Source organism: Anabaena cylindrica UHCC 0172, from assembly GCF_034931625.1.
Taxonomy (GTDB): domain Bacteria; phylum Cyanobacteriota; class Cyanobacteriia; order Cyanobacteriales; family Nostocaceae; genus Anabaena; species Anabaena cylindrica_A.
In genome coordinates this window covers 59,733-84,475 of sequence record NZ_JAYGGY010000079.1, presented here as the reverse complement: position 1 = coordinate 84,475, position 24,743 = coordinate 59,733, and the positions used below count along the sequence as shown (strand labels likewise).

Here is a 24,743-nt window from a genome sequence, read left to right as displayed (position 1 = left end):
AGTAGAAATAAACAGGTGTGAAAGACCCTTGGTGTGTGTAGCTTGGCTTAAGTCATATTTTATGATCATGATATGTTCTTATTCAACTGACAAGCGCTATAAAATCTTCAGCAAGAATTACAGAATCAAAACAGCTAAGTATAAAAAACAAATAATTTAAACCCGCTTTTATTCACAGCTAATCAAAGAATGCGTATAGCCTGGATTGGAAAAAAAACGCCCTTTTGCGGCAATGTCACTTACAGTCGAGAAATTACCAATGCTTTGCTAGATAGGGGACATCAAGTTAGTTTTCTTCACTTTGCCCAAGAAGAATCTCAACCCCAAAACTGGCCTAATTGTCAAGAAGTTTCCTTACCATTTATTTACAAGTCTCAAGTTTATACCATTCCCACTTTTAAAGCGACTAAGGTTTTAACTGAGTCGTTGCGGGAAATCAAGCCAGATATAGTTCATGCTTCTTTGACTCTATCGACTCTAGACTTTGTTTTACCAGAAATTTGCCAAGAATTAAACTTGCCTCTAGTTGCTACTTTCCACACTCCATTCGCTGGCAAAGGGGCAAAATTAATATCCGGCACACAAATTTTAGCTTATCAGCTATATGCGCCTTTTTTAGATCACTATGATCGGGTAATTATTTTTTCCCAAATTCAACGGGAATTATTAGCACGTATGGGAGTCAGGGAAAAAAAACTGGCTGTGATTCCTAACGGTGTTGATACTGTTAAATATTCCCCAGGTATTTCTAAAATCAAAGCAGAATTTGATGCCGAACGCTTGTTTGTTTATCAAGGACGTATCGCACAGGAGAAAAATATTGAACCCCTGTTACGTGCTTGGAAGCAATCGGATATGGGAGTTAATAGTAAATTATTGATTGTGGGTGATGGCCCATTGAAACCTTCCTTAGAGCCATTTTATGGGCAGGAAGATGGCATTATCTGGTTAGGATTTATCGCAGATGAAAATCGGCGCATTGAAATTTTAAGGGGTGCTGATGTATTTATTTTGCCCTCTTTGGTAGAGGGTTTGTCTTTATCTCTGTTGGAGGCCATGTCCTGTGGTTTAGCTTGTTTAGCTACGGATGTAGGTGCAGATGGAGAAGTATTGGAAAAGGGCGCAGGTGTGATTATTAGCACTAAAACAGTGCGATCGCAACTCAGAACCCTTTTACCACTGTTCCAAGATCATCCAGAGTTAACAACTTTATTAGGTCAAAAAGCGAGAAATCGAGTATTGGAGCGTTATACCCTCAGTGATAATATCACCCGTTTAGAAGAACTTTATACTAAAATATTAGCACAGCGGCCTTTAACAATCAGTTGGGGTGCTTAAAAAGAAAACCTTTTCCATCTCTGCCTTGCCAACAACTATTAACGAAGCAGGTCATAGTGTATCATGAAAATAATGCTAATGGGATATTATGGCTATAGAAATATAGGTGATGATCTATTCGTCAAACATTTAACTAATTTTTTTAGCAAAAAAGAAGCAGTTGAAAAAATATTTTTAATTTGCAATGACAACTATTATGAAATCAGTAGCAAAAAGATTTCTCTATTTCGTCATTTCCAATTATCAAAAATAAAAAGATTATTTCTTTTATGGCAAAGTGACTATGTAGCTTGGGGAGGAGGTACTTTAGATTTAAAGAGTGTACCAAAGAATTTATCGACACTGCAAACTTTAGCTAAATTATTAGGTAAGCGTTTTTGTTTTCTAGGCATAGGCTTAGAAAGTATGAATGCAGGAGAAAAGCAGGATGTAACTAATTTTTTTAAGCAAGCAGATTTGTTATACCTTAGAGATAATAATTCCTATGAATTGGTAAAAGAAAAGCTAAAATTTACTAATTCTTTGTGTCTAGGTGGTGACTTAGCATTCTTAGATTTAAGTTATTATGAAGAATTTATTCATCGAAATAAAACGGCAAATTCTTTAAGTAATATATCTTTCTCTGGTAAACATTGGTGGGGTGATAGTAGAGCCGAATTTTATGCCCAGCAGTTAATACCACTAATTGAAAAATACAATTCTATAATCCATTTACTACCAGGACATATGGGTAGTGAACAGAATGATAATAAATTCCATGAATTACTGAAAAAATATTTACCTGCCCAAAATTGCCAACTACATTCATGGGATAAACCAGAAGACTTTTTGCAAATTCTGAGTCAAATGGATTTTCACTTCGGCAATCGTCTTCATTCCATCATACTAGCAGATATATTAGGAGTTCCTAATATAGGAATCTCTAATTATCCTTCCAAAATTAGTAACTATATCAATAAAACAGAAATGTTATCTAGAGAAAGAATAGCAGATTTTATGGAGCTATTAACTATAGAACGTATCGAAAAAATATTCCAAGAATACAAAAGACCTGAAGAGTTTATTATCAACGAATCAAAAACATCTCAAGCAGGTTTAGAAAGAATTTTTCATATATAAACTACATTCATCCCAATACTTGTCGGTTAAGGCTCAAAAGTCATTATATGGTAGGTTGGGTTGAGGCACGAAACCCAACATTACAGCACTTCCCGGTGTTATGAAGTACAAGAACCCCACCCCCAACCCCCTCCCCGCAAGCGATGAGGGGGCTAAGATGTACCTCATAAGAGCGGAAACCGCTGTATCAAGGATTTGGTTGGGTTGAGCGACAGCGAAACCCAGCCTACATTTCCTTAACCGAGCAGTATTGCAATTCAAGGGGCTTGAAATCCCTGAAACGTATGTGGAGAGTACTTGTGTGTACACCGTAGCCTCGCTTGCGGGGAGGGGTTCTTGTATCTCACTCAACCGAGAACCGCTAGATCATCTATAAACCTATTTCAGCTTTCCAGACGCTTTAGCGGCTTTAGCAGCTTTTTTTGCTGCTTTTTCTGCTTCCATTGCTGCTAACTTAGCTTGTTCTTTCTCTTCAGCAATTTTGTTGAGATAGTAATGGTAATCACCCAAATAAACGCGAAATTCACCATCACGAATTTCGACAATTTTGTTAGCTACCTGAGAAATAAAATAACGGTCGTGGGATACTACAATCGCTGTACCATCATAGTTTTGCAGAGATTCTTCCAACATTTCTTTAGCTGGAATATCTAAGTGGTTTGTTGGCTCATCTAGAATAAGTAAATTCGCTGGACGTAAAAGCATTTTTGCTAATGCTAAACGGGCTTTTTCTCCCCCACTTAAAGCTGTAACTTTCTTAAATACTGTGTCACCAGCAAATAAAAATCTTCCTAGCAGTGTACGGACTTCTTCGTTTGTCCAGTCAGGAACTTCATCATGGATAGTTTCCATGACGGTTTTATTTAAATCTAATGCTTCGGCTTGGTTTTGTTCAAAGTAACCAGGAATAACGTTGTGATCACCTAATTTGACGATTCCTTCTGTGGGTGGTTCTGCACCCATCATAATTTTCAACAGGGTGGATTTTCCGGCACCGTTGGGACCGAGAAAGGCAATTCTATCTCCCCGTTCAATGAGAAGATTTGCTGCCAAAAATAAAATTTTATCCCCATAGACATGGGTTAAATCTTTAATCTCTACTACTTCCCGTCCGCTGCGGGGTGCGGGAGGAAATCGGAAGTGTAAAGTTCTCACACCCGCAATAGGTGCTTCGATGCGTTCAATTTTATCTAGTTGTTTTTCCCGGCTTTTAGCTTGGGTACTGCGGGTAGCACTAGCGCGGAATCTGTCTACGAAGGTTTGCTGTTTTTCTATTTCTTTTTGCTGGCGTTCAAAGGCGCTCAGTTGTGCTGATTGATTTTCAGCTTTTTGTTGCAAGTAGGATGAGTAATTACCGAGGTAAGTAGAAGAAACACCGCGCTCAGTTTCTACAATTTGGGTGCAGAGACGATCAAGAAACTCCCGGTCATGGGAAACTATGACCATTGGCGTAATTAGCCCTCTGAGGTAATTTTCTAACCACTCGATGGTTTCTAAGTCTAAGTGGTTTGTCGGTTCATCCAGCAGTAATAAGTCTGGCTTTTGTAAAAGGATTTTACCTAAACTCATTCGCATTTGCCAACCACCTGAGAAAGCGCTCACTAAGCGATCGCTATCTTCAACCTGAAACCCCATTTCTGGTAAGATTTTACCAATGCGTGCGTCTAAATTATAGCCATCTAACGCTTCAAACTGTCTCTGCAAGCGATCTAACTTGTGGATTAGTTCATCCAATTCCTCTGGATTCGCTGTTTCCATCTCTTGCGGTACATGAGCTAAAGCCATCTGCACATCGTTGGCTTCTTGGAACACAGTCCAAAATTCTTCTCTAACAGTACGGGTAGGATCTACTTCAAACTCTTGATTGAGATAAGCTATGTGTAAGCTGTTAGGACGAATGATTTCGCCGCTCGTGGGTTCTATTTCCCCAGAGATGATTTTCAGTTGAGTCGATTTTCCCGCACCGTTAACGCCTACTAAGCCAATGCGATCGCCTGGTTTGACTTCCCAGTTGATATCTTTAAGAACTTCGCCTGTAGGATAAATTTTACTAATATGTTCAAGTCGCAGCATGAAATGTCTCTCAGGTAGGGGATTAGGTAGTTGGGGAAGAAAAGCTAACGCCGTATTGTATTTAATCTTAACAAAATTTAACTACAAATTTACATACTAGATTCTTCTTAATTCCTGAGCAGCGAGGGAAAGTTTTGCATAAGAATTCAGGAATCAGGAGTTAGGAGTCAGGAAGAAGAATATTTTTCTCTTCTGTTCACTGTTCACTGTTCCCTGCTATATCAATTATTCTGTATCCTGAATCCTGACAGTTTTGCTTGTTATTAATCATACAGCAGAATTCAGCAGTTCAGAAGTAAAACAAGCTGTTTCTAAGGTGTTTAACCCGGATTCTGCATTCTATTTATCGTCAGCATTCAGCACACAGCAGTCAGTAACCGGAGAAAACTCGATGAGTCGATCACAATAGGCGATCTCATGAAGGGTTATGGTTTATTAGAATTAATGTAAGTATTCAGGATAGAGAATACTCCAAGTCATGAAAATAAAGGCTTTTTTAGTCAAATTTGATCATTTTGATAAAATATCATTTCCCTCTATTCTTCATTTCATAAGTATTCTGAACCAAAGGTCTGCAAAGCATATCCTGATTTCTGAATTATTACGAATTAATTATCCTCAATATTGAACTTTAATAAAACATAATTTACTCTATTTTATTATTGATTATTGTGAATTTATACATGATTACTGCCCTCATCATTATTAGCTATTTTTTAACAGAGTAAAACTACCCACTTCTGCCGAGTAAAACAGAATATAAAATTATTCCTCAATTAAATTATTGACTATATTTTACCAATCACCATATTCACAACCTAAATTTAATTGAAATTTAACTTTTATTCGTGATATTCAAGCATAATTCACCTTGAAATCCTATCAAAAGACTCAGAAACTGTTTATCTTAAAATAGCTAACGAATAAGTTATCTGATGATTAAATACCAGAGTTTTTTAGTGTTGATATCAGGACAGCAACAATAATTAACATTACAAATGAATAGAAATGTATCTGTATTATCTCTAATAAGGTTGACATTTTGCCGTCATTTAAAGAATCATCTTAGGGAACCCGGATAATCTGTTAAGAGGAAACTATGCACACAGTTATTCTAGTCCTGATTGAGGTGCTAATTGTTATTGGAATGTCACGGTTAGTAGGATTGGCATTTCGATCAATTAAGCAGCCATTGGTAATTGGTGAGATTATCGCCGGAATTATGCTCGGTCCATCTTTATTCGGTTTAATTGCTCCCCATCTAGCTGCTACACTGTTTCCACCAGAAACCATTCCTTTTCTGAATGTTTTATCTCAGATAGGATTGATATTTTTCATGTTTTTGATTGGTTTGGAGCTAAATCCAAAATATCTTAGCGGTAACTTAAAAGCCGCTGTTCTGATTTCCAATATCAGTATTATTGTTCCTTTTTCTCTCGCAGCGATTTTATCTTTGCTGCTTTATCCTCTAGTTGCTAACGAGACTGTCTCATTTACTGCTTTTGCCTTATTTTTAGGTGCAGCTATGTCGATTACAGCTTTTCCTGTATTGGCACGAATTATTACTGAGAACAATTTACAGCAAACACGTTTGGGAACATTAGCCTTAACTTGTGCCGCAGTAGATGATGTAACAGCCTGGTGTATTTTGGCAGTAGCGATCGCAGTCGCTCGTAATGGTAGCATCGATCAAAAAGCTATCCTCACTATTCTGGCCAGCTTAATCTACATAGTCTTCATGTTCACCGTCGGGCGTTGGTTTCTCAAACGCCTTAGTACCCATTACCGTCGAACTGGACGTTTGAGCCAATTTGTTGTGGCTTTAATTTATATGGGAGTTGTTGCTTCTGCTCTCATCACTGAAGTTATTGGTATTCACCTAATTTTTGGAGCATTTTTATTAGGAGTAGTAATGCCTAAAAATGCTGAATTAATTAGAGAATTAGCCATAAAAACTGAAGATTTTGTCTTAATTTTTCTGCTACCAATATTTTTTGCATACAGCGGTTTACGGACACAAATTGGTTTAATCAACCGTCCTGAATTGTGGCTATTATGCGGATTAATTTTAGGAGTAGCAATTGTAGGTAAATATAGTGGTACTTATATAGCTGCTCGTCTCAGTGGCATTAACAAACGAGAAGCATCAGCCCTGGGTTGGTTAATGAATACTCGCGGTTTAACAGAATTAATTGTTTTGAATATTGGTTTAGAGTTGGGTGTCATTTCACCATTGCTATTTACCATGCTGGTAATGATGGCTTTGGTAACAACATTTATGACATCCCCACTACTAGAATGGACATATCCAAAAAGCTTAATCAAATTAGACGTAGTAGAACCAAAACCAGAACAAAAAATAGATATAGAAGTGATAGAAAGTATTGAATCTTTCGTGACTTCCTACCGCATTTTAGTACCTGTAGCTAACCCTACAACTCAAAAAGGTTTGGTACAGTTAGCAGTAGCATTGGCTCTCAATTATAGACAGCCTGCGGTGATCAATCCTCTCAGTCTCATTGAGTTAGAAGAAAACTACGGTTTTGAAAGTACCCCAACTGAAGCTAACCGATTAATTGCCGAGCGTCGCCATCAGCTAGAAGAATTAATTGATACCCTAGAGCCGCCAATTATCAGATCATATATACATCCCATCATTCGCATATCCAGCAACGTTGCCAGAGAAACAGTACAAATAGCCCAAATCGAACAAACTGATTTAATTCTCGTAGGATGGCATCGTCCAGCTTTTAGCAATAATCGTTTAGGTGGTAGAGTTGGGCAAATTCTGACTACTGCACCAGTAGATGTAGCTGTATTTGTAGATCGAGGAAGCGATCGCTTAGAAAGTTTGCTAGTTCCCTACTCTGCAAATATTCATGATGATTTAGCCCTCATACTAGCCCTCAGACTGCTAATTAACCGTGATACTTGCATATTGCAGATTTTACAAGTTTTAACCGGAAATCAAACCCAAGATGAATTAAGTTATGAACTGCACTCGATGATTGAGAAATTACCAGCTAGTGTAAGCGATCGCATAGAACTAAAAACCGTTACCTCCCCAGAACCAATGTCAGCCGTAGTTGCAGCTTCCGAAAATGTTGATTTAACCATTGCTGGTACTAGTCGCGCGTGGGGGATAGAAAAACAAACTCTAGGACGATATACAGATGAACTAGCAATAAAATGTTGTTCTTCCCTACTCATCACCCGTCGGTACAGTCAAATTACCTCTCATCTCAGTTCCCTGCTACCAGAAGTTAACACCCAAAAAATAATTCGTAATTCGTAATATTGCCCAGCCTACCCCAAAGTAATTACCAATCCCCAATTATCGTTGATTTTCTGTATCATGTCTAAATTTGTATAAGTAGGTGGGCGGGAAAATTTATAACTATGTCATTGCGAACGGAGCGAAGTGAAGTGAAGCAATCACAAGGGTTTTGAGCTTTTTACATTTTGTTACATAGTTAGGTTTATTTGTGCCTATCTACTTAGTGCGTAAGTTCTAAAATCAACAAAATTCCCACAACTTTAGAATTTACCGCTGTACCCCAAACAGATCAAATACCAAGTTAAATAGCCATTAAAACATGAAAAATCAACTCAGAACTCCACCACACATTTTCCAAATTAGCTTATTTGGCCTATCTGCTGCAATTATCCTAAATACCACCATTAGCCTCGCTGCACCACTCGCAAAACTCAATCAATGGCAATTTAACCCCAAAACACAGCAACTAGAAATCACACTTTCCTCAACCACAATACCTGAGTATTTCTATCTTCCTCAACCCCCGCGTTTAGTCGTCGATTTACCTAATACCCAATTAGGCAACATTGACACCCAAAAAAACTATACTGGTGGAAAAATTCAAAAAATTCGCGTTTCCCAATTTAGCTCTAACATCACCCGTATAGTCATAGATTTAGAACCAGGAAGTTTTGTCGATGTCAACCAGATAAAACTTCAGCCTAATTCCTCAAACAACCCCACTCGCTGGGTATTAAGCCCCACAATCTCTCATAATAGCACTTCTTCACAATCACCCTTTTCATTTTCCCCAACTAATCAGCTATCCCCTGCCCCTTTGAACACTCTCCCGCCACCATCTACCAACTTACCCCTCAACCAGCAACCTTTTGTAATTGTACCGCCCCCCAATTCTCAACAATCCAACTTCATTATTCTCCCAGCTAATTCTTCCGAGAACAACAATATCATTACAGTCCCTAATTCTTTACCCAACACTCCTAATCCAGAAAACTATTTAGATCAAGTTCCCAATTTTCCTATCATTGAGTTTGGTCAACCGCTTCCTATACAAAAATAATAGATTCATAGTTGTTAATAATATAAACAAATACCCACTTGATAACCAGGGGAAACGCATCTTATCAATAAGGACAATTGAATCTCAATAACGACCTATAAATTCGCATTAATGCCTCCTTATTGACAATACTTTAATCAATCACCATGACTCCAAAAAAATCAATCAAACGATAAATTAAGATTTCTTCGTTGATACATCAAAATTGTATTTTGTCAAGATAATTTAGATGCGTTTCCCCTGACTTGATAACCTTTTGCGGTGCAATACTGGGTAATTGGGAATAGACATAGGAGTGAAAAAGAGTGCAGAGACTTTCCATAGAATGTCTCTACAGGGGTTGTAGCAAACGCATATTTACCACCACCACATAGCAACCCATTGTTCAAAAGCTAAAACTAAAATCTTTCTGTATCCTGAGGCTGGCCAACCGCTCCTGGTTGAGATAAGAAGAAATTTTGAGCAGATTCATTTTGGTATATACACCTAATATCTGGCTTCTCACTGTCTAAATTACCTGTAAAGCCAAAAGTATTCAGGCGATTTTTACATTCCCTTACCTGATCTGATGATACGAGTTTTTTATTCTCTAAAATTGCCCAGTTATTTTGGCGGATAACGCATCCAGGCCGTATATTAGGCTGGGCTACATAGACATTAAAAGGGTTAAGAGTTACAAATAGTCTGGCATCCATCACCATTGCACTAGCTCCATACTGAACACAAATTTCAGGGTTTGGTGCTTTAGTATCAATAAACTCACGAGAAGCCACGTTAGATGGACTCAACGTGCTTGTAGAACTAAAAGCAATCCCAATCCCAATTCCCAAAATCAACACCCCTCCCAAAATTGCAATAGTAGTGAAGTTAAATAAAGGGGATTGGAAAGCAGGGGGTTTAGAAGTGGTAGCTGATCTACCAGTAGATTTACGTTTCATTTTTGCTTGTTCACCTTCACTGCAAAATTAGCAGGGAGTTGTTTACTCTCTCCTCACTTCAGTATAGTATTCGTTCCTTCAAATTTGATGGACTCGCTATTGATGATCAATCAGCAGTTAGCAAAAAAAAGCCTGAGTTTGACCCAGGAAATTTTGGTATTTTCTGTTATTCTTTATCTAATATGTTTCTGGGTATACCTGAAAATTCACCCTCAGAATACCCAGTAATTGAAGCTCAAGACAGTTATTGGTGTTTAGCCGACACTAATAACTGTTGTTTTTAGCCTTTTCTTTGTTACTGTCAAGCCAACACCACCAAGAACAAAAAGCCCCAACAGCGTACTTGATTCAGGAACGTTTTGGTGGACTGATTGTTTGAGCACTGAGATGCTTGCAAAGCCCCCATTAGCAACTACAGCAATATCTTTAGCAACCGATATTTTCTTTTGAGGGGGATTTAGATCTTTAATCACCGAATCAAACGGCGAAACTGATGTAGCCAGTAGATTCACTGAGCCAGTACCAGGATCAAGGAGATCAACTGTATCAACAATTGTTATGAACGGATTACCAACAGCACTCACCCCATAAACGTCAAGTTCTAAATCAACCTTCGTAATCCATTTATTAGGATCAAGGACTGTGACATCATACTTAAAAGTTGTGTCGATTGCCTGAGTTCCACTAACAGTCCAAAAAGGACTTTGAAAAACCAGATTATAAGCGCTACCAACTATTTCTCCGAACACCCCAATTTGGTTACTCTGAGGTCCAGTAGCACCACCTAGGTTAAGAGTGGAAAAATCCCGAAAATTATCAAAAAGCTTGTCACCAAGCTGATAAGAATTCCCTGCCAGTAAATCGCTCAGTAGAACGTTGCCAGTGAGAATTGCAGCTTGAGCAGAAGCTGAAAGCGTAGCAATAGTAGCCAGAGTTGCAGTTATTCCCACTGCCAAGGATCTCATTATTCTGTGTAACTTCATACTGATTAGCCCTTAAAATTGGTTACGTGCATGAAAAAAAGTTTGATTGCAAACTCTCACTCTTCCTAATTTAAAAAGGAGAGTAATTTTTGCCTTGACGACACATTTTGTGTAAGTGTCCTAGTTGATAGCTGAAATCTCTAAAAGTAGTAATCCACATCTAAAACTTGGATATATGTCAATAAGTTGAAACAACTAAACTCTGTGACTAGAGATTACAGTTACTTACCTATACTTACCTAAAGACAGAGATGAGGATGTTCTCTTTTCGAGATCATCTACATACAAATACATACTAGCGGACTTTATCTAATCTTTTCATAGTTCATAGAATCTTTACTTTATTAAGCAACGTAAATATTTATGGGTTGCTTAAAATATCTATACTTAAGAAATTTTACTTAAATTAAAAAAAACACTCGATATTGCCAGAGATTCGGATTAATCAATAGAAAAATTACTTAGTTGATATTACTGATAATATTAAGAAATATTATAATACCAAGTAATTGGTGATATAAAAATCAACGTTTGCATCAAAATTTGCTGAGATCAATAATTTATATTTATATATATCCAGATCTTAAACAGAAGTTCATATAAAGTTCATATAAAGTTCATAAAGTCCAATTTGGTAAAGACTTATTCACAAATTATAGTTTTCTTCATAGATGTCTAACGGAAAGAAAGTATCAAAACTAACAGAAGACAGAAAAAGTTGCAGGAACAAAGTTTTCCAAAGTTTATCTCCCACCTAGTCAACAAAACGATAATCTGACTGCATAGTGGAGAAAAACCCAGTAATGACCCAACTTTCTAATATTCGTCAACTTTTAACTGATGCCAAGTTAGGACTACTACCTTATCTAGATAACCGCCTCAATGAGATAGAACAGTCTTGGCAGCAACTAGAAAATCTGCATTTAGAGCCTTATGATATTGAACTGGGAGAATGCAACACCATAGCAGCAAACGAACCCAGACCTCTAATTACCCAGTCAGTTTCCCTTAGATGTTTTATAACTGGTAGTCATAAAGATAAATTAGAACTTTTACTTTTTGCATCAGAATTACAAAATTCCCTAGACGCAACCATATTTGAATGGAGTAACCGTGAGTGGTATCAGTTTGAAAAACCGTTGAGGCGACCAGTCACACAAATTACAGGTGGTTTAGATTACGAACTGCTAGAAAACCCTACTCACTCTTGCCGTTTAGCTATCTATCGAGAATTTGATTTAATCTACACTATCAGCTTTTAAAGCTAGGACGGGCGGGTTTGCCCCGCCCCTAACAAACTAACTAGCTAACAGAGTTTTTTCCAGAGGTGTCCAACGGAAATAGCGATCGCCCCCCCGTTCAATGACAACCTTAACCCGTGGTTCCAACTTAGGTAAATTAGCTAAATACTCCACTTCCTGATTAGAAAGAATATGTCCCTCAATAATCCACAGCAATAGACCCTTGGATTTAGGTGGAAGCTGTTCTAACTGATAGCTAATGATCGGCGGTAAATAATAAACCTCACCCACCGCTGCACCGCTACCAGTGCTTTTTTTACCCAAATGGGGAGGTCTGACTCCATGAACTCTCGTTAAATAAGCCGCAACATCCCCTAGTCCCCTCGCAGTTATATGAAGGTTCATATAGCCAGCAGCCCGCAATCGACGGCGATACCGACCTTCATAGCCTCCTTCCAAAGGAACATACACACCCAGAGCGCCAAATTTCTCCAAATCGCGCATTAACCCGTTACCAGTGGTAATTAGTGCCATAGATTTTTGTCTTATCCCACTCAGATATCTCTATTATTGACCCTTTGATGGTAGATTAAGTTAGATTAAGTCACATAATTCAGCAATATTTAGGCATTAGGCATAGGCAAGTTTTGACTTTCCCACCTTTATCCATCCATCAGGGAAAATTTACCTGTAGATTGCTGGACAAAAATAAATCAATGATTTATATTATTAGATTGTGACCAAACAGTAAAATTAGATAGTTTTTCTATTTAGCACCTTTAAGCTAGTATAAGCATCAAAAATTGATGACTTTAATTCCCCAGAGGATAATCTAGTATAAATGCATAAGAGACTGCTAAACTAAAAAAGCTTTGAGGTCAAATTAGGAGCTATCGGCTACAAAACCAAAGCTCCAGACCACTTTCACTCCCGCAGCCCCTAAAACAAGGCAAATCCTCAAACAATAGTTTAAGGTATTTAAAGAAGTAGAACCTGAGCAATAATGTTGGTTTTATGGCATTATAGTAAGTCTGAGGAAACGGATACTGGGTGGAAAACATCCGCTTAAGTCCTACTACAACCGGAGAGTGCCAGAGCAATTGCTTGGGCGAAAGCATTGCTGCACAAAGCGCAAAGCAATCACGTCTTGCATTGATTCCAGAAGTAATGCATTCCCATTGGGAAAGTAATTATGGCTGTTCTGGAGAACAAGTGAGTGAATATAAAACTATTCACTAAAACAGTAGAGACACAATTTATTGCGTCAAAAAGAATTTGCACTGTCTAAACGCCAGTCCAAATTTTGGAGGCTAACTTCCTCCTAAAAAGTGACGTTTACGAATCGTGTCTCAAGTAAGTCCGATTTTAAGGTCAGCAACTAGAAAGGAGAACCAGTTACTGTGTCTGTAGGTATTCTCGGCACCAAGCTGGGCATGACCCAAATCTTTGACGATGCAGGGAGAGCTATTCCTGTCACCGTCATTCAAGCCGGTCCATGCACTGTCACACAAGTTAAAACGAAACAGACCGACGGTTACGCTGCCATTCAAGTTGGTTATGGCGAAGTGAAACCCAAGGCGTTAAATAGACCACTGCTAGGCCACCTAGCTAAATCATCCGCCCCAGCATTGCGGCACTTGAACGAGTATCGCACTGAATCCTCCGGTGATTATGCTTTAGGTCAAGAACTTAAAGCAGATATTTTTAGTGAAGGTCAAATTGTAGATGTGATCGGTACAAGTATCGGTCGCGGTTTTGCAGGCAACCAGAAGCGTAATAACTTCGGTCGCGGTCCCATGTCCCATGGTTCCAAAAACCACAGAGCGCCTGGTTCCATTGGTGCTGGTACAACTCCTGGTCGTGTTTATCCCGGTAAACGGATGGCAGGGCGTTTAGGTGGTACTCGTGTCACAATTCGCAAACTAACCGTAGTGCGAGTAGATGCAGAACGCAACTTAATTCTCATCAAAGGTGCTATTCCTGGTAAGCCAGGAGCCTTAGTGAATGTTGTACCTACAAATAAAGTTGGTAATAAATAGTTTTAGTTGTGAGTTGACAACTGACAACTGACAAAGGACACAAAGATGGTTGAGAGTGTAGTAAAAAATTGGCAAGGAGAGCAAGTTGGGGAAACAACCTTTGACTTGCGAGTTGCCAAAGCAGAAACAGCGGCTCATATAGTACACCGCGCATTGGTCAGACAAATGACCAATTCTCGTCAAGGAACTGCCAGCACCAAAACTCGTTCTGAAGTCAGAGGTGGTGGTCGCAAACCTTGGAGACAAAAAGGCACAGGTCGCGCTCGTGCAGGTTCTATTCGTTCACCCCTATGGCGTGGTGGTGGTGTAATCTTTGGACCTAAACCCAGAGATTTCAACCTGAAGCTGAACCGGAAAGAACGTCGTTTGGCACTGCGGACAGCCTTCGTAAGTCGAGCAGAAGATTTGATAGTTGTAGAAGAATTCAGCAACGAATTACAACGCCCCAAAACTAAAGAACTGTTAGCAGCATTGGCTCGTTGGGGAGTATCGCCAGCACAAAAGTCACTGTTAATTTTGTCCGAGATTGCAGAAAACGTACTTTTGTCAGCCCGCAATATAGAAAATTTAAAGCTCATTGCCGCTGATCAATTAAATGTTTACGATTTACTGCACGCTGACAAAATTGTTGTGACATCAGCAGCTTTAGCAAAAATTCAGGAGGTCTACAGTGCCTAACCTTGACCCCCGTTACCTTGCCGATTTAGTACGTCGTCCAATTCTCACCGAAAAGGCGACCATCATGATGGAGCAAAACAAATACACTTTTGAAGTAACTCCAAAATCGAGCAAGCCAGAAATTAAAGCGGCAATTGAAGACTTATTTCAAGTCAAGGTTGTTAAAGTTAACACCGCATTGCCACCACGCAAACAGCGCCGCGTTGGTAAATTTATCGGTTACAAACCTCAATACAAACGAGCTATTGTCACCGTCGCATCTGGGGATGTAGAGAAGATTAGACAAGTTCTCTTCCCAGAAGTCTAAGAATTTTAGGTTTTAGATTTTAGATCTTAAATTGGGCTAATCAATAATCGCCAAAAAACAATTAAAAATCGAAAATCGAAATCAAACAAATTCTGAATTAAAAATCGAAAATCCGAAATCCAAAATTACTTATGGGTACTCGTTCTTATCGCCCTTATACCCCTAGTACTCGCCAAGTTATAGTTTCTGACTTCGCGGAAATCACTAAAACTGAGCCAGAAAAATCATTAACTGAATCAGTACACCGTCCCAAAGGTCGGAATAATCAAGGGCGGATAACTAGCCGTCGTCGGGGAGGCGGCCACAAACAACTTTATCGGATTATTGACTTTAAGCGCGATAAACGTGATATTCCCGCTACAGTTACCGCAATTGAATACGATCCTAATCGGAATGCGCGCATAGCCTTGTTGCTATATGAAGATGGCGAAAAGCGTTATATTCTGCATCCCAATGGATTGAAAGTTGGCACAACAGTTATTGCTGGTGTTGATTCTCCCTTTGAAGATGGTAATGCATTACCCCTGTTCAAAATTCCCTTGGGTACTGGTGTTCACAACGTTGAAATGACACCAGGTAAAGGTGGACAAATCGTTCGTGCGGCTGGTGCAGAAGCGCAAGTTGTAGCAAAAGAAGGTAATTATGTCACTCTTAAATTACCTTCTGGTGAAGTTCGTCTAATTCGTCGTGACTGCTACGCCACCATTGGTAAAGTAGGCAACACCGATGCGAGAAACCTGAGTGCTGGTAAAGCAGGACGTAATCGTTGGAAGGGTCGCCGTCCAAAGGTTAGAGGTAGCGTCATGAACCCGGTTGACCACCCACATGGTGGTGGTGAAGGTAGAGCGCCCATTGGTAGAGCCGGTCCTGTAACACCTTGGGGTAAACCTACTCTAGGTGCAAAGACACGGAAACGTAAAAAAGCAAGTAGCAAGCTAATTATACGTCGCCGTCGTAAATCTTCTAAACGCGGTCGTGGTGGTCGCCAGTCCTAGAATTTTAGATTTTAAATTTTGGATTTTAGATTAGTTCTGCTTGTAGGTATCCACCTGAATGGGAGAAACCTGATGAGAAACTTAATTATCCAAAATCCGAAATTCTAAATCCAAAATCAAAAATTCAAACTCAAACATTGAACTATGGGTCGTTCTCTAAAAAAAGGTCCTTTCGTTGCGGATCACTTACTCAGCAAAATTGAAAAGCTGAACGCTAAAAACGAAAAGCAAGTCATTAAAACTTGGTCGAGAGCCTCGACAATTTTGCCCATGATGGTAGGACATACCATCGCTGTTCATAACGGTAGACAGCACGTTCCCGTATTTGTAAATGAGCAAATGGTGGGTCACAAGTTGGGAGAATTTGCCCCCACACGTACCTACAGGGGTCATGGAAAAAGTGACAAAAAATCAGGGAGATAGCCAGTAGTCATTAGTCAGTAGTCATTAGTCATTAACAACTGACAACTGACAATTAACAACTGACAACTGACAAAGATGGAGAAAATTATGGCAACTGATACGACAGAAGTTAAAGCGATCGCCCGGTTTATACGCATTTCTCCCTTTAAAGTGCGTCGTGTACTCGATCAGATTCGGGGGCGGTCATATCGAGAAGCCCTGATTATCCTAGAATTCATGCCCTATCGAGCTTGTGAACCAGTATTAAAGGTACTCAGAAGTGCTGCTGCTAATGCTGAACACAACGAGGGTTTAGACCGGGCAGAACTAATAATCACTCAGGCTTATGCCGATCAAGGCCCAGTTCTAAAACGGTTCCAACCTAGAGCGCAGGGTCGAGCTTACCAAATTCGCAAGCCAACGTGTCATATAACTGTTGCTGTTGGTGCTGGCTCCACTGGCAAATAAGCAAAATACAGACACAACTAATTGCGTAAAGTAAGAAATTTTAGAGGAAGCATTTGTGGGACAGAAAATTCATCCAGTCGGTTTTCGTCTGGGTATTACTCAAGAACATCAATCCCGGTGGTTTGCCGTTCCTGATCGTTATCCAGAACTATTACAAGAAGACTACAAACTTCGGAAATACATAGAACAAAAACTGGGTAGATACGCTCAAAACAATGCCGGCATCTCCGAAGTACGCATTGAGCGCAAAGCTGATCAAATCGACCTAGAGGTACGGACAGCCAGACCAGGTGTAGTAGTAGGTCGGGGTGGTCAAGGTATTGAATCACTGCGTACCGGACTCCAAGACCTATTGGGCAGCAACCGTCAAATTCGCATCAACGTAGTTGAAGTTCAACGAGTTGATGCCGATGCCTACTTGATAGCCGAATATATCGCCCAACAATTAGAACGCCGTGTTTCCTTCCGTCGGGTAGTTCGCCAAGCTATCCAACGCGCCCAAAGAGCAGGTGTTCAAGGAATCAAAGTTCAAGTTGGTGGTCGTCTCAACGGTGCAGAAATTGCCCGGACAGAGTGGACACGTGAAGGTAGAGTACCTCTACATACACTACGGGCTGACATTGACTATTCTTACTGCACAGCGCAAACGATTTACGGCATTTTGGGGATCAAAGTTTGGGTATTTAAGGGAGAAATTATTCCTGGACAGGAAGAAACCCCAGCCGCACCCACAACCCGCGAACCCCGTCGCCGTCAACAACAACGTCGTCGCCAGCAATTTGAAGATAGATCAAATGAAGGGTAAATAGGTCAAAGGTCATAGGTAGTAGGAAATAAAAAACTCATTACCAATTACCAATTACCAATTACCAATTACCAGTTACCAATTAGTAAGTCATGTTAAGTCCTAGAAGAACTAAATTCCGCAAACAACAACGCGGACGAATGGAGGGCCTAGCTACCCGTGGTAGTACTCTCAACTTTGGGGATTTCGCCCTCCAGGCTCAAGAACCTGCTTGGATAACCTCTCGGCAAATTGAAGCTTCTCGTCGAGCAATGACTCGTTATATCCGCCGGGGTGGCAAAATCTGGATTCGGATTTTTCCTGATAAACCTGTCACCATGCGTCCTGCTGAAACCCGGATGGGTTCTGGTAAAGGTAATCCAGAGTTTTGGGTAGCCGTAGTCAAGCCAGGACGGATTTTATTTGAAATCGCTGGTGTTACCGAAGAAATAGCCCGTGAAGCTATGCGATTAGCTGCCTATAAGCTGCCAATCAAGACTAAGTTTATTGTTCGCTCTCAACCACAGGAGCAGGAGTAGGTTATGCCTCTTCCCAAAATTTCAGAAGCTAGAGAATTAAGTGACGAGAAACTGGCTGAGGAAGTTCTCGCTATTAAAAGACAACTATTTCAGTTGCGCTTACAAAAAGCTACTAGACAACTAGAAAAACCTCACCAGTTCAGACACGCCCGCCATCGCCTCGCCCAACTGTTAACAGTAGAGGGAGAACGCCAACGGGCTACAAGTCAATCGTCTCAAGAACAAAAGTAGGAGATTATGGCAGTCAAAGAACGAGTTGGCTTGGTAGTGAGCGACAAAATGCAAAAAACTGTCGTAGTGGCTGTAGAAAACCGCGCTCCTCACCCCAAGTACGGCAAGATTGTGGTTAGAACCCAGCGCTATAAGGTTCACGATGAAGATAATCATTGTAAAGTGGGCGATCGCGTCCGCATTCAAGAAACTAGACCCCTGAGTAAAACCAAGCGCTGGCAGGTCACAGAAGTCCTCAACACCAAAGCTACAACTTAAATAGTTGTTATAAAACTAACAACTTCACAAGGGAGACCAATTGTGATTCAACCCCAGACTTATCTGAATGTCGCAGATAATAGCGGTGCCAAAAAACTAATGTGCATCCGCGTATTAGGTGCAGGTAATCGCCGTTACGGTGGCGTGGGCGATAAAATTATCGCTGTTGTTAAAGAGTCAACACCCAACATGGCTGTCAAAAAGTCTGATGTTGTGGAAGCTGTAATTGTGCGTACTCGTAAAGCTATAAATCGTGACAGTGGTATGTGTATTCGTTTTGACGATAACGCTGCTGTAATCATCAACAAAGATGGTAATCCCAGAGGTACAAGGGTTTTTGGCCCAGTAGCACGGGAATTACGCGACAAAAACTTTACTAAAATCGTTTCTTTGGCTCCGGAGGTGCTGTAATGGCAAAGCCACAACCCAAAGTATTTCATAAAATGCACGTCAAAACTGGGGACACTGTACAGGTGATCGCTGGTAAAGACAAAGGTAAAGTTGGTGAAGTGATCAAAGCACTACCCCAATTGAGCAAAGTCCTTGTCAAAGGTGTGAATATTAAAACTAAGCACGTTAAACCGCAGCAAGAAGGGGAATCCGGGCAGATTATCACCCAGGAATTTCCTATTCATAGCTCTAACGTGATGCTCTATTCCACTAAGCAAAACGTAGCCAGTCGCGTTTGCTACACTTTCACATCTGAGGGTAAGAAAGTGAGGATGCTCAAAAAAACAGGTGAAATACTTGATAAATAACCTGTGATAAGGGCAAGATTTTAGATTTGAATAGATTTAGAAATTTTTTTAATTCAAAATCCAAAATCTAAAATCCAAAATCTCCAATTCCCTGACCAAGACCAGGGATAATAAGGACAAAAACTATGGCGAAAACCAGACTCAAAAACTTATACCAAGAGACAATTGTTCCCAAACTAATTAATCAGTTTCAATACACCAACGTTCATCAAGTACCGAAGGTAGTAAAAATAACTATTAACCGGGGTTTGGGAGAAGCTGCTCAAAATGCTAAATCATTGGAAGCGTCTTTAAATGAAATTGCACTGATCACTGGTCAAAAACCAGTGGTAACAAGGGCAAAAAAGGCGATCGCTGGCTTCAAAATTCGTCAAGGTATGCCTGTTGGCATTATGGTGACTCTGAGAGGCGAACGGATGTATGCCTTTTTAGATCGACTTGTTAGTCTTTCACTGCCTAGAATTCGCGATTTTCGTGGTATTAGTCCCAAAAGCTTTGACGGACGGGGTAACTATACTCTAGGTGTCAGAGAACAACTAATTTTTCCAGAAGTCGAGTACGACAGCATCGATCAGATCCGTGGTCTTGATATTTCTATCATCACCACAGCCAAAAATGACGAAGAGGGACGTGCCTTACTTAAAGAAATGGGAATGCCCTTTCGCGATCAATAAGTTCATAAGACAGAGGGAACGATGGCGGCTAACGACACAATTGCAGATATGCTGACGCGCATCCGCAATGCTAATCTGGCAAGGCATCAAACTACACAAGTGCCAGCTACGAAAATGACTCGCAATATTGCCAAAGTACTACGGGACGAAGGCTTTATTGCTGAATTTTCAGAATCAGGAGAAGGGGTACAACAAAATCTGGTGATTTCCCTGAAATATAAGGGTAAAAACCGTCAACCCCTGATCACCGCATTAAAACGAGTAAGTAAACCAGGTTTGCGTGTTTACTCCAATCGCAAAGAACTACCAAGGGTACTAGGTGGAATCGGTATTGCCGTGATTTCCACATCCAGTGGAATTATGACTGACCGAGAAGCACGTCGTCAGAATTTAGGTGGTGAAGTGCTTTGCTACGTTTGGTAAAAAAGTAAAAGTATGGCTGATGCCACGCTGCGCTATCACAAGTATGGCTTACGCCACGCGGGGCTATCAGAATTTTTAGGAGTTATTGTTAATAACTCGCATCTGACAAAGGACAAAATTAAGTCATGTCTCGTATTGGTAAACGTCCAATTACTGTTCCCGCAAAAGTAGAAGTGGCGATTGATGGCACTAAAGTAGTCGTGAAAGGTCCAAAAGGGGAACTTTCTCGCGTTCTACCTGCTAATGTCATCGTCTCCCAAGAAGGGGAAACATTACTAGTAACACGTCGGGATGAAACCCGCACATCCAGGCAACTACACGGTTTAAGCCGTACTTTGGTTGCCAACATGGTTGAGGGAGTATCCCTCGGTTTTCAACGCCGTTTGGAAATCCAAGGTGTTGGCTACCGGGCCCAAGTTCAAGGACGTAACCTAGTTTTAAATATGGGTTACAGCCATCAGGTACAAATTGAGCCACCAGAAGGAATTCAGTTTGCAGTGGAAGGTACTACTAATGTCATAGTCAGTGGCTATGACAAAGAAATTGTCGGTAACACAGCAGCGAAAGTCCGTGGCGTTCGTCCACCAGAACCCTACAAAGGTAAAGGCATTCGCTATGCCGGTGAAGTGGTGAGACGGAAAGCTGGTAAGACTGGTAAGAGTGGTAAGAAGTAAACATGAAACTTACTCGTAGAGAATCAAAACAGCGTCGTCATCGACGCGTCCGTGGCAAAGTCAGTGGTTCACCAGAACGTCCAAGACTAGCTGTATTCCGATCTAATGAGCATATTTATGTTCAAGTAATTGATGATACACAACATCAAACTTTGGTAGCAGCATCAACTGTAGAACCAGAGTTGAAATCAAGTCTGGCCTCTGGAGCAAACTGTAATGCCTCCGCACAAGTTGGTAAGTTAATAGCGGTGCGATCGCTAGAAAAAGGCATCACCAAAGTCGTCTTTGATCGCGGTGGTAACCTCTATCATGGTCGCATCAAAGCACTAGCTGAAGCAGCACGCGAAGCTGGTTTAGACTTCTAAATGGTCTTTTGTCATTTGTCCTTTGTCCCTTATATAAGAGCAAATGACTAATGACTAATGACTAATGACTAATGACTAACAGAGGCATTGATTATGGCAACGGGTCGTCGTAAAACAAACCGAGCAAAAAAAGAAGAAACTAACTGGCAAGAGCGGGTAATTCAAATCCGTCGTGTTAGTAAAGTCGTGAAAGGTGGTAAAAAACTTAGCTTCCGGGCGATTGTGGTCGTTGGTAACGAGCGCGGTCAAGTCGGCGTGGGAGTAGGTAAAGCCTCTGATGTCATTGGGGCAGTGAAAAAAGGTGTCGCCGATGGCAAAAAGCATCTAATTGACATCCCAATTACCAAATCCAATTCTATTCCTCATCCCATTGATGGTATAGGTGGCGGAGCAAAGGTGATGATGCGTCCAGCCGCACCAGGTACTGGGGTAATTGCAGGTGGTGCAGTCAGAACTGTATTGGAGTTGGCAGGAGTTCGTAATGTTCTCGCCAAACAACTTGGCTCCAACAATCCTCTCAACAATGCTAGAGCCGCAGTTAATGCCCTATCAACACTGCGAACATTCGCTGAAGTCGCTGAAGATCGGGGTATTCCTATTGAGAACCTCTACATCTAGTAGAGGAGATTTTTACTAAGTATTAGTGTAAAAAACTACTAATCATAACATGAGACTCAACGATGTTAAGCCTCAAAAAGGCTCAAAAAAACGCCGTAAGCGTGTAGGTAGAGGTATTTCTGCCGGACAAGGCGCAAGTGCTGGTCTAGGGATGCGGGGTCAAAAGTCTCGCTCTGGTAGCGGCACTAGACCTGGTTTTGAAGGTGGTCAACAGCCGTTGTACCGTCGCTTACCCAAGCTCAAGGGCTTTCCAATTGTTAATCGTAAAATTTACACTACGATTAATGTAGAGAAGTTGGCCTCCCTCCCTGCCAATACAGAAGTAACTTTAGCCTCTTTAAGAGAAGCAGGTATTCTCACTGCTGCTAAAGGCCCATTGAAAATTTTGGGGAACGGGGAATTGAGCATTCCGCTCAAGGTGCAAGCAGCAGCTTTCACAGGACAAGCTCGTAGCAAAATTGAGGCCGCTGGTGGGAGTTGTGAAGTCTTAAACTGAGTCATAACCAGCCCACTTCTATGCCAGCCAACTCGCTTCCAGCGCCTGGTTTATTATAAAGGTAGCACTCTATGATCAGTCGAGACAAAGCCCCAACGGCTCAAGAAACTTTTATGCAGATGGCGCAAGCAGCTGGACTGAGAGGTAGGCTGCTTGTCACTGTCGGTATTTTAATTTTGGTTCGCCTGGGAATCTTCTTGCCCATACCAGGAATTAATAGAGTTAGGTTTGCTGAGGCCATTTCGGGCAATAATTCCGTATTTGGTTTATTGGATATATTTTCTGGGCGGGGATTGTCTACTTTAGGTATCTTTGCCTTAGGGATTTTACCCTTTATTAATGCGTCCATTATCATCCAATTGCTCACCGCAGCAATTCCTTCTTTAGAAAATTTACAGAAAAATGAAGGTGAGGCAGGTAGACGGAAAATATCCCAAATTACCCGCTATGTAACTGTCTGTTGGGCAATTATACAAAGTGTGGCTTTTTCGGCATTATTCCTCCAACAGTTTGCCTTAAACCCAGGCCCCATATTTGTAGCGGAAACAGCGATCGCACTCACAGCAGGTTCAATGTTTGTGATGTGGGCATCAGAACTGATTACTGAACGTGGGATTGGTAATGGTGCATCACTGTTGATTTTTGTCAACATTGTCGCTTCCTTACCCAAATCTTTGGGAGATACCATCGACCTAGTGCAAGTTGGTGGGCGGGAAATCGTTGGTCGCGTCATCGTTCTAGTATTAGTATTCCTACTGACAATTGTGGGAATTGTCTTTGTCCAAGAAGGTCTTCGTCGTATCCCAATTATTTCAGCCCGTCGCCAAGTGGGTAGACGAGTATTGGCAGAGCAACGCAGTTATTTACCACTGCGTCTAAATTCCGGGGGCGTAATGCCGATTATTTTTGCGGCAGCTATTTTGAGTTTGCCACTGTTAATCGCCAATTTTACCAAAAATCCCGACTTAGCTAACATTGTTAACACTTACCTGAGTCCCAGCGGTTCTGCACCTTGGGTATATGCTCTAGTTTACTTAACTTCCATTGTGTTCTTCAGTTACTTCTATTCTTCGTTAATTCTTAACCCAGTAGATGTGGCGCAGAACTTGAAGAAAATGGGTTCTAGTATTCCTGGGATTCGTCCCGGTAAGGCTACAAGTGAATACATTGAGCGTGTAGCTAACCGACTCACCTTTTTGGGGGCGATATTTTTAGGCTTGGTGGCGATTATTCCCACCGCTGTTGAAAGTGCGTTGAAAGTGCCAACCTTTAAGGGATTAGGTGCTACATCGTTGTTAATTCTAGTTGGTGTGGCAATTGACACTGCTAAACAAATCCAAACTTACGTTATATCTCAGCGTTATGAAGGGATGGTGAAACAATAGTGACGCGATTAATCTTCTTGGGACCACCTGGAGCAGGTAAGGGAACTCAGGCTAAAACTTTGGCTGAATTTTTGCATATTCCCCATATTTCTACAGGTGACATTTTACGGCAAGCCATTACAGACCAAACACCTTTGGGCGTAAAAGCACAAGGCTATATGGATAAGGGAGAGTTAGTTCCTGATCAACTCGTTGAAGATCTGATCAAAGAACGTCTTCATCAACCAGATGCTCAAAATGGTTGGATTCTAGATGGCTTTCCCCGCAAAGTAACACAAGCAGCTTTTTTGGAGGAATTACTGGCAAAAATAGGCCAGGCTGGTGAAAAGGTAGTTAACTTAGATGCACCAGATGAAGTAGTGATTACTCGTTTGCTTGGACGAGGACGCAAGGACGATAACGAAGAAGTAATTCGTCGTCGTTTAGAAGTGTATCGAGAAGAAACTGCGCCTTTAATTGACTATTATAGCGATCGCCAGAAACTCTTGACAGTTAACGGTAATCAGTCCCAAGAAGAAGTCACCACTGAATTAGAAAATGTCATAGTTGTCTAGCTAACTAGAATTAAGGGGAGAGTAAAAACAAGAATTTTCTTGCTTTCCTACTCCCCTGTTTTGATC

30 protein-coding genes are annotated in these 24,743 nt (G+C 40.8%); 26 read left to right on the top strand and 4 right to left on the bottom strand.

Annotated elements, in window-relative coordinates; genetic code table 11:
* The first annotated feature begins 189 nt into the window (after positions 1–189).
* Both VB713_RS15280 and VB713_RS15275 read left to right on the top strand, forming a co-directional pair.
* Positions 190–1,338 carry a glycosyltransferase family 4 protein gene (locus tag VB713_RS15280; protein ID WP_323312362.1) on the top strand — a complete coding sequence of 383 codons (1,149 nt, stop codon included), beginning with the start codon at positions 190–192 and terminating at the stop codon, positions 1,336–1,338.
* 63 nt (positions 1,339–1,401) lie between these two features.
* Complete coding sequence (locus VB713_RS15275) at positions 1,402–2,457, top strand: polysaccharide pyruvyl transferase family protein (protein ID WP_323312361.1); 1,056 nt, start codon at positions 1,402–1,404, stop codon at positions 2,455–2,457.
* Positions 2,458–2,835: 378 nt separating this feature from the next.
* On the opposite strand, the gene VB713_RS15270 is transcribed toward VB713_RS15275, so the two are convergent.
* Positions 2,836–4,530: an ABC-F family ATP-binding cassette domain-containing protein gene (locus VB713_RS15270; protein ID WP_323312360.1), complete on the bottom strand. Its 1,695-nt coding sequence runs from the start codon at positions 4,528–4,530 to the stop codon at positions 2,836–2,838.
* A 1,099-nt stretch (positions 4,531–5,629) separates the two neighbouring features.
* On the opposite strand from VB713_RS15270, the gene VB713_RS15265 reads away from it, so the two are divergent.
* Both VB713_RS15265 and VB713_RS15260 read left to right on the top strand, forming a co-directional pair.
* Positions 5,630–7,825, top strand: coding sequence for a cation:proton antiporter (locus VB713_RS15265; protein ID WP_323312359.1), 2,196 nt, complete (start codon positions 5,630–5,632; stop codon positions 7,823–7,825).
* Positions 7,826–8,126: 301 nt separating this feature from the next.
* Positions 8,127–8,867 (top strand): AMIN domain-containing protein, encoded by a 741-nt coding sequence (locus VB713_RS15260; RefSeq protein WP_323312358.1) that lies wholly within the window; start codon positions 8,127–8,129, stop codon positions 8,865–8,867.
* Positions 8,868–9,265: 398 nt separating this feature from the next.
* Here the strand turns inward: VB713_RS15260 and VB713_RS15255 are convergent, their stop codons facing one another.
* On the bottom strand, positions 9,266–9,805 hold the full coding sequence (locus VB713_RS15255) for a DUF3172 domain-containing protein (protein ID WP_323312357.1): 540 nt from the start codon (positions 9,803–9,805) through the stop codon (positions 9,266–9,268).
* A 254-nt stretch (positions 9,806–10,059) separates the two neighbouring features.
* On the bottom strand, positions 10,060–10,755 hold the full coding sequence (locus VB713_RS15250) for a PEP-CTERM sorting domain-containing protein (RefSeq protein WP_323312356.1): 696 nt from the start codon (positions 10,753–10,755) through the stop codon (positions 10,060–10,062).
* 836 nt (positions 10,756–11,591) lie between these two features.
* On the opposite strand from VB713_RS15250, the gene VB713_RS15245 reads away from it, so the two are divergent.
* Positions 11,592–12,050 (top strand): hypothetical protein, encoded by a 459-nt coding sequence (locus VB713_RS15245; protein WP_323312355.1) that lies wholly within the window; start codon positions 11,592–11,594, stop codon positions 12,048–12,050.
* A 36-nt stretch (positions 12,051–12,086) separates the two neighbouring features.
* Here the strand turns inward: VB713_RS15245 and VB713_RS15240 are convergent, their stop codons facing one another.
* Positions 12,087–12,563 (bottom strand): NAD(P)H-quinone oxidoreductase subunit N, encoded by a 477-nt coding sequence (locus VB713_RS15240; RefSeq protein ID WP_015215910.1) that lies wholly within the window; start codon positions 12,561–12,563, stop codon positions 12,087–12,089.
* A gap of 516 nt (positions 12,564–13,079) precedes the next feature.
* Between VB713_RS15240 and VB713_RS15235 the strand changes: the two genes are divergently transcribed.
* The 21 genes from VB713_RS15235 (at position 13,080) to VB713_RS15135 (ending at position 24,677) form a co-directional block, all read left to right on the top strand.
* A complete protein-coding gene (locus VB713_RS15235) occupies positions 13,080–13,268 on the top strand; it encodes a hypothetical protein (protein WP_323312354.1) in 189 nt (62 codons plus the stop codon).
* A 161-nt stretch (positions 13,269–13,429) separates the two neighbouring features.
* On the top strand, positions 13,430–14,068 hold the full coding sequence (gene rplC, locus VB713_RS15230; RefSeq protein WP_323312353.1) for a 50S ribosomal protein L3: 639 nt from the start codon (positions 13,430–13,432) through the stop codon (positions 14,066–14,068).
* A gap of 45 nt (positions 14,069–14,113) precedes the next feature.
* The gene (rplD, locus tag VB713_RS15225; RefSeq protein ID WP_323312352.1) at positions 14,114–14,746 is read left to right on the top strand and encodes a 50S ribosomal protein L4; all 633 of its coding nucleotides are present in this window, start codon (positions 14,114–14,116) and stop codon (positions 14,744–14,746) included.
* Entirely contained in the window at positions 14,739–15,053 is a 315-nt protein-coding gene (locus tag VB713_RS15220; RefSeq protein ID WP_323312351.1) for a 50S ribosomal protein L23, read from the top strand. The genes rplD and VB713_RS15220 overlap by 8 nt, the downstream gene beginning before the upstream one ends.
* A gap of 131 nt (positions 15,054–15,184) precedes the next feature.
* Entirely contained in the window at positions 15,185–16,048 is an 864-nt protein-coding gene (rplB, locus tag VB713_RS15215) for a 50S ribosomal protein L2 (protein ID WP_323312350.1), read from the top strand.
* Between the two features lie 144 nt (positions 16,049–16,192).
* Positions 16,193–16,471 (top strand): 30S ribosomal protein S19, encoded by a 279-nt coding sequence (rpsS, locus tag VB713_RS15210; protein WP_200323506.1) that lies wholly within the window; start codon positions 16,193–16,195, stop codon positions 16,469–16,471.
* Between the two features lie 87 nt (positions 16,472–16,558).
* Entirely contained in the window at positions 16,559–16,918 is a 360-nt protein-coding gene (gene rplV, locus VB713_RS15205) for a 50S ribosomal protein L22 (RefSeq protein WP_323312349.1), read from the top strand.
* Between the two features lie 55 nt (positions 16,919–16,973).
* Complete coding sequence (rpsC, locus tag VB713_RS15200; RefSeq protein ID WP_323312348.1) at positions 16,974–17,723, top strand: 30S ribosomal protein S3; 750 nt, start codon at positions 16,974–16,976, stop codon at positions 17,721–17,723.
* A 92-nt stretch (positions 17,724–17,815) separates the two neighbouring features.
* Entirely contained in the window at positions 17,816–18,241 is a 426-nt protein-coding gene (rplP, locus tag VB713_RS15195) for a 50S ribosomal protein L16 (RefSeq protein ID WP_323312347.1), read from the top strand.
* A gap of 3 nt (positions 18,242–18,244) precedes the next feature.
* Positions 18,245–18,472: a 50S ribosomal protein L29 gene (gene rpmC / locus VB713_RS15190; RefSeq protein WP_323312346.1), complete on the top strand. Its 228-nt coding sequence runs from the start codon at positions 18,245–18,247 to the stop codon at positions 18,470–18,472.
* Between the two features lie 6 nt (positions 18,473–18,478).
* Positions 18,479–18,730, top strand: coding sequence for a 30S ribosomal protein S17 (rpsQ, locus tag VB713_RS15185; RefSeq protein WP_015215920.1), 252 nt, complete (start codon positions 18,479–18,481; stop codon positions 18,728–18,730).
* A gap of 42 nt (positions 18,731–18,772) precedes the next feature.
* The gene (rplN, locus tag VB713_RS15180; RefSeq protein ID WP_015215921.1) at positions 18,773–19,141 is read left to right on the top strand and encodes a 50S ribosomal protein L14; all 369 of its coding nucleotides are present in this window, start codon (positions 18,773–18,775) and stop codon (positions 19,139–19,141) included.
* Complete coding sequence (rplX, locus tag VB713_RS15175) at positions 19,141–19,488, top strand: 50S ribosomal protein L24 (RefSeq protein WP_323312345.1); 348 nt, start codon at positions 19,141–19,143, stop codon at positions 19,486–19,488. The genes rplN and rplX overlap by 1 nt, the downstream gene beginning before the upstream one ends.
* Before the next feature lie 125 nt (positions 19,489–19,613).
* Positions 19,614–20,162 (top strand): 50S ribosomal protein L5, encoded by a 549-nt coding sequence (gene rplE / locus VB713_RS15170; protein WP_015215923.1) that lies wholly within the window; start codon positions 19,614–19,616, stop codon positions 20,160–20,162.
* A 21-nt stretch (positions 20,163–20,183) separates the two neighbouring features.
* Positions 20,184–20,585 (top strand): 30S ribosomal protein S8, encoded by a 402-nt coding sequence (gene rpsH / locus VB713_RS15165; RefSeq protein WP_323312344.1) that lies wholly within the window; start codon positions 20,184–20,186, stop codon positions 20,583–20,585.
* Positions 20,586–20,710: 125 nt separating this feature from the next.
* Positions 20,711–21,259, top strand: a complete 549-nt coding sequence (gene rplF, locus VB713_RS15160) for a 50S ribosomal protein L6 (RefSeq protein WP_323312343.1) — start codon at positions 20,711–20,713, stop codon at positions 21,257–21,259.
* Between the two features lie 2 nt (positions 21,260–21,261).
* Positions 21,262–21,624 (top strand): 50S ribosomal protein L18, encoded by a 363-nt coding sequence (rplR, locus tag VB713_RS15155; RefSeq protein ID WP_323312342.1) that lies wholly within the window; start codon positions 21,262–21,264, stop codon positions 21,622–21,624.
* Positions 21,625–21,717: 93 nt separating this feature from the next.
* Positions 21,718–22,242, top strand: a complete 525-nt coding sequence (rpsE, locus tag VB713_RS15150; protein ID WP_323312341.1) for a 30S ribosomal protein S5 — start codon at positions 21,718–21,720, stop codon at positions 22,240–22,242.
* Between the two features lie 49 nt (positions 22,243–22,291).
* The gene (gene rplO, locus VB713_RS15145) at positions 22,292–22,738 is read left to right on the top strand and encodes a 50S ribosomal protein L15 (protein ID WP_323312340.1); all 447 of its coding nucleotides are present in this window, start codon (positions 22,292–22,294) and stop codon (positions 22,736–22,738) included.
* Positions 22,739–22,809: 71 nt separating this feature from the next.
* Positions 22,810–24,123: a preprotein translocase subunit SecY gene (gene secY, locus VB713_RS15140; RefSeq protein ID WP_323312339.1), complete on the top strand. Its 1,314-nt coding sequence runs from the start codon at positions 22,810–22,812 to the stop codon at positions 24,121–24,123.
* Complete coding sequence (locus tag VB713_RS15135; protein ID WP_323312338.1) at positions 24,123–24,677, top strand: adenylate kinase; 555 nt, start codon at positions 24,123–24,125, stop codon at positions 24,675–24,677. Before secY ends, VB713_RS15135 begins: the two co-directional genes overlap by 1 nt.
* The last annotated feature ends 66 nt before the right edge of the window (positions 24,678–24,743 follow it).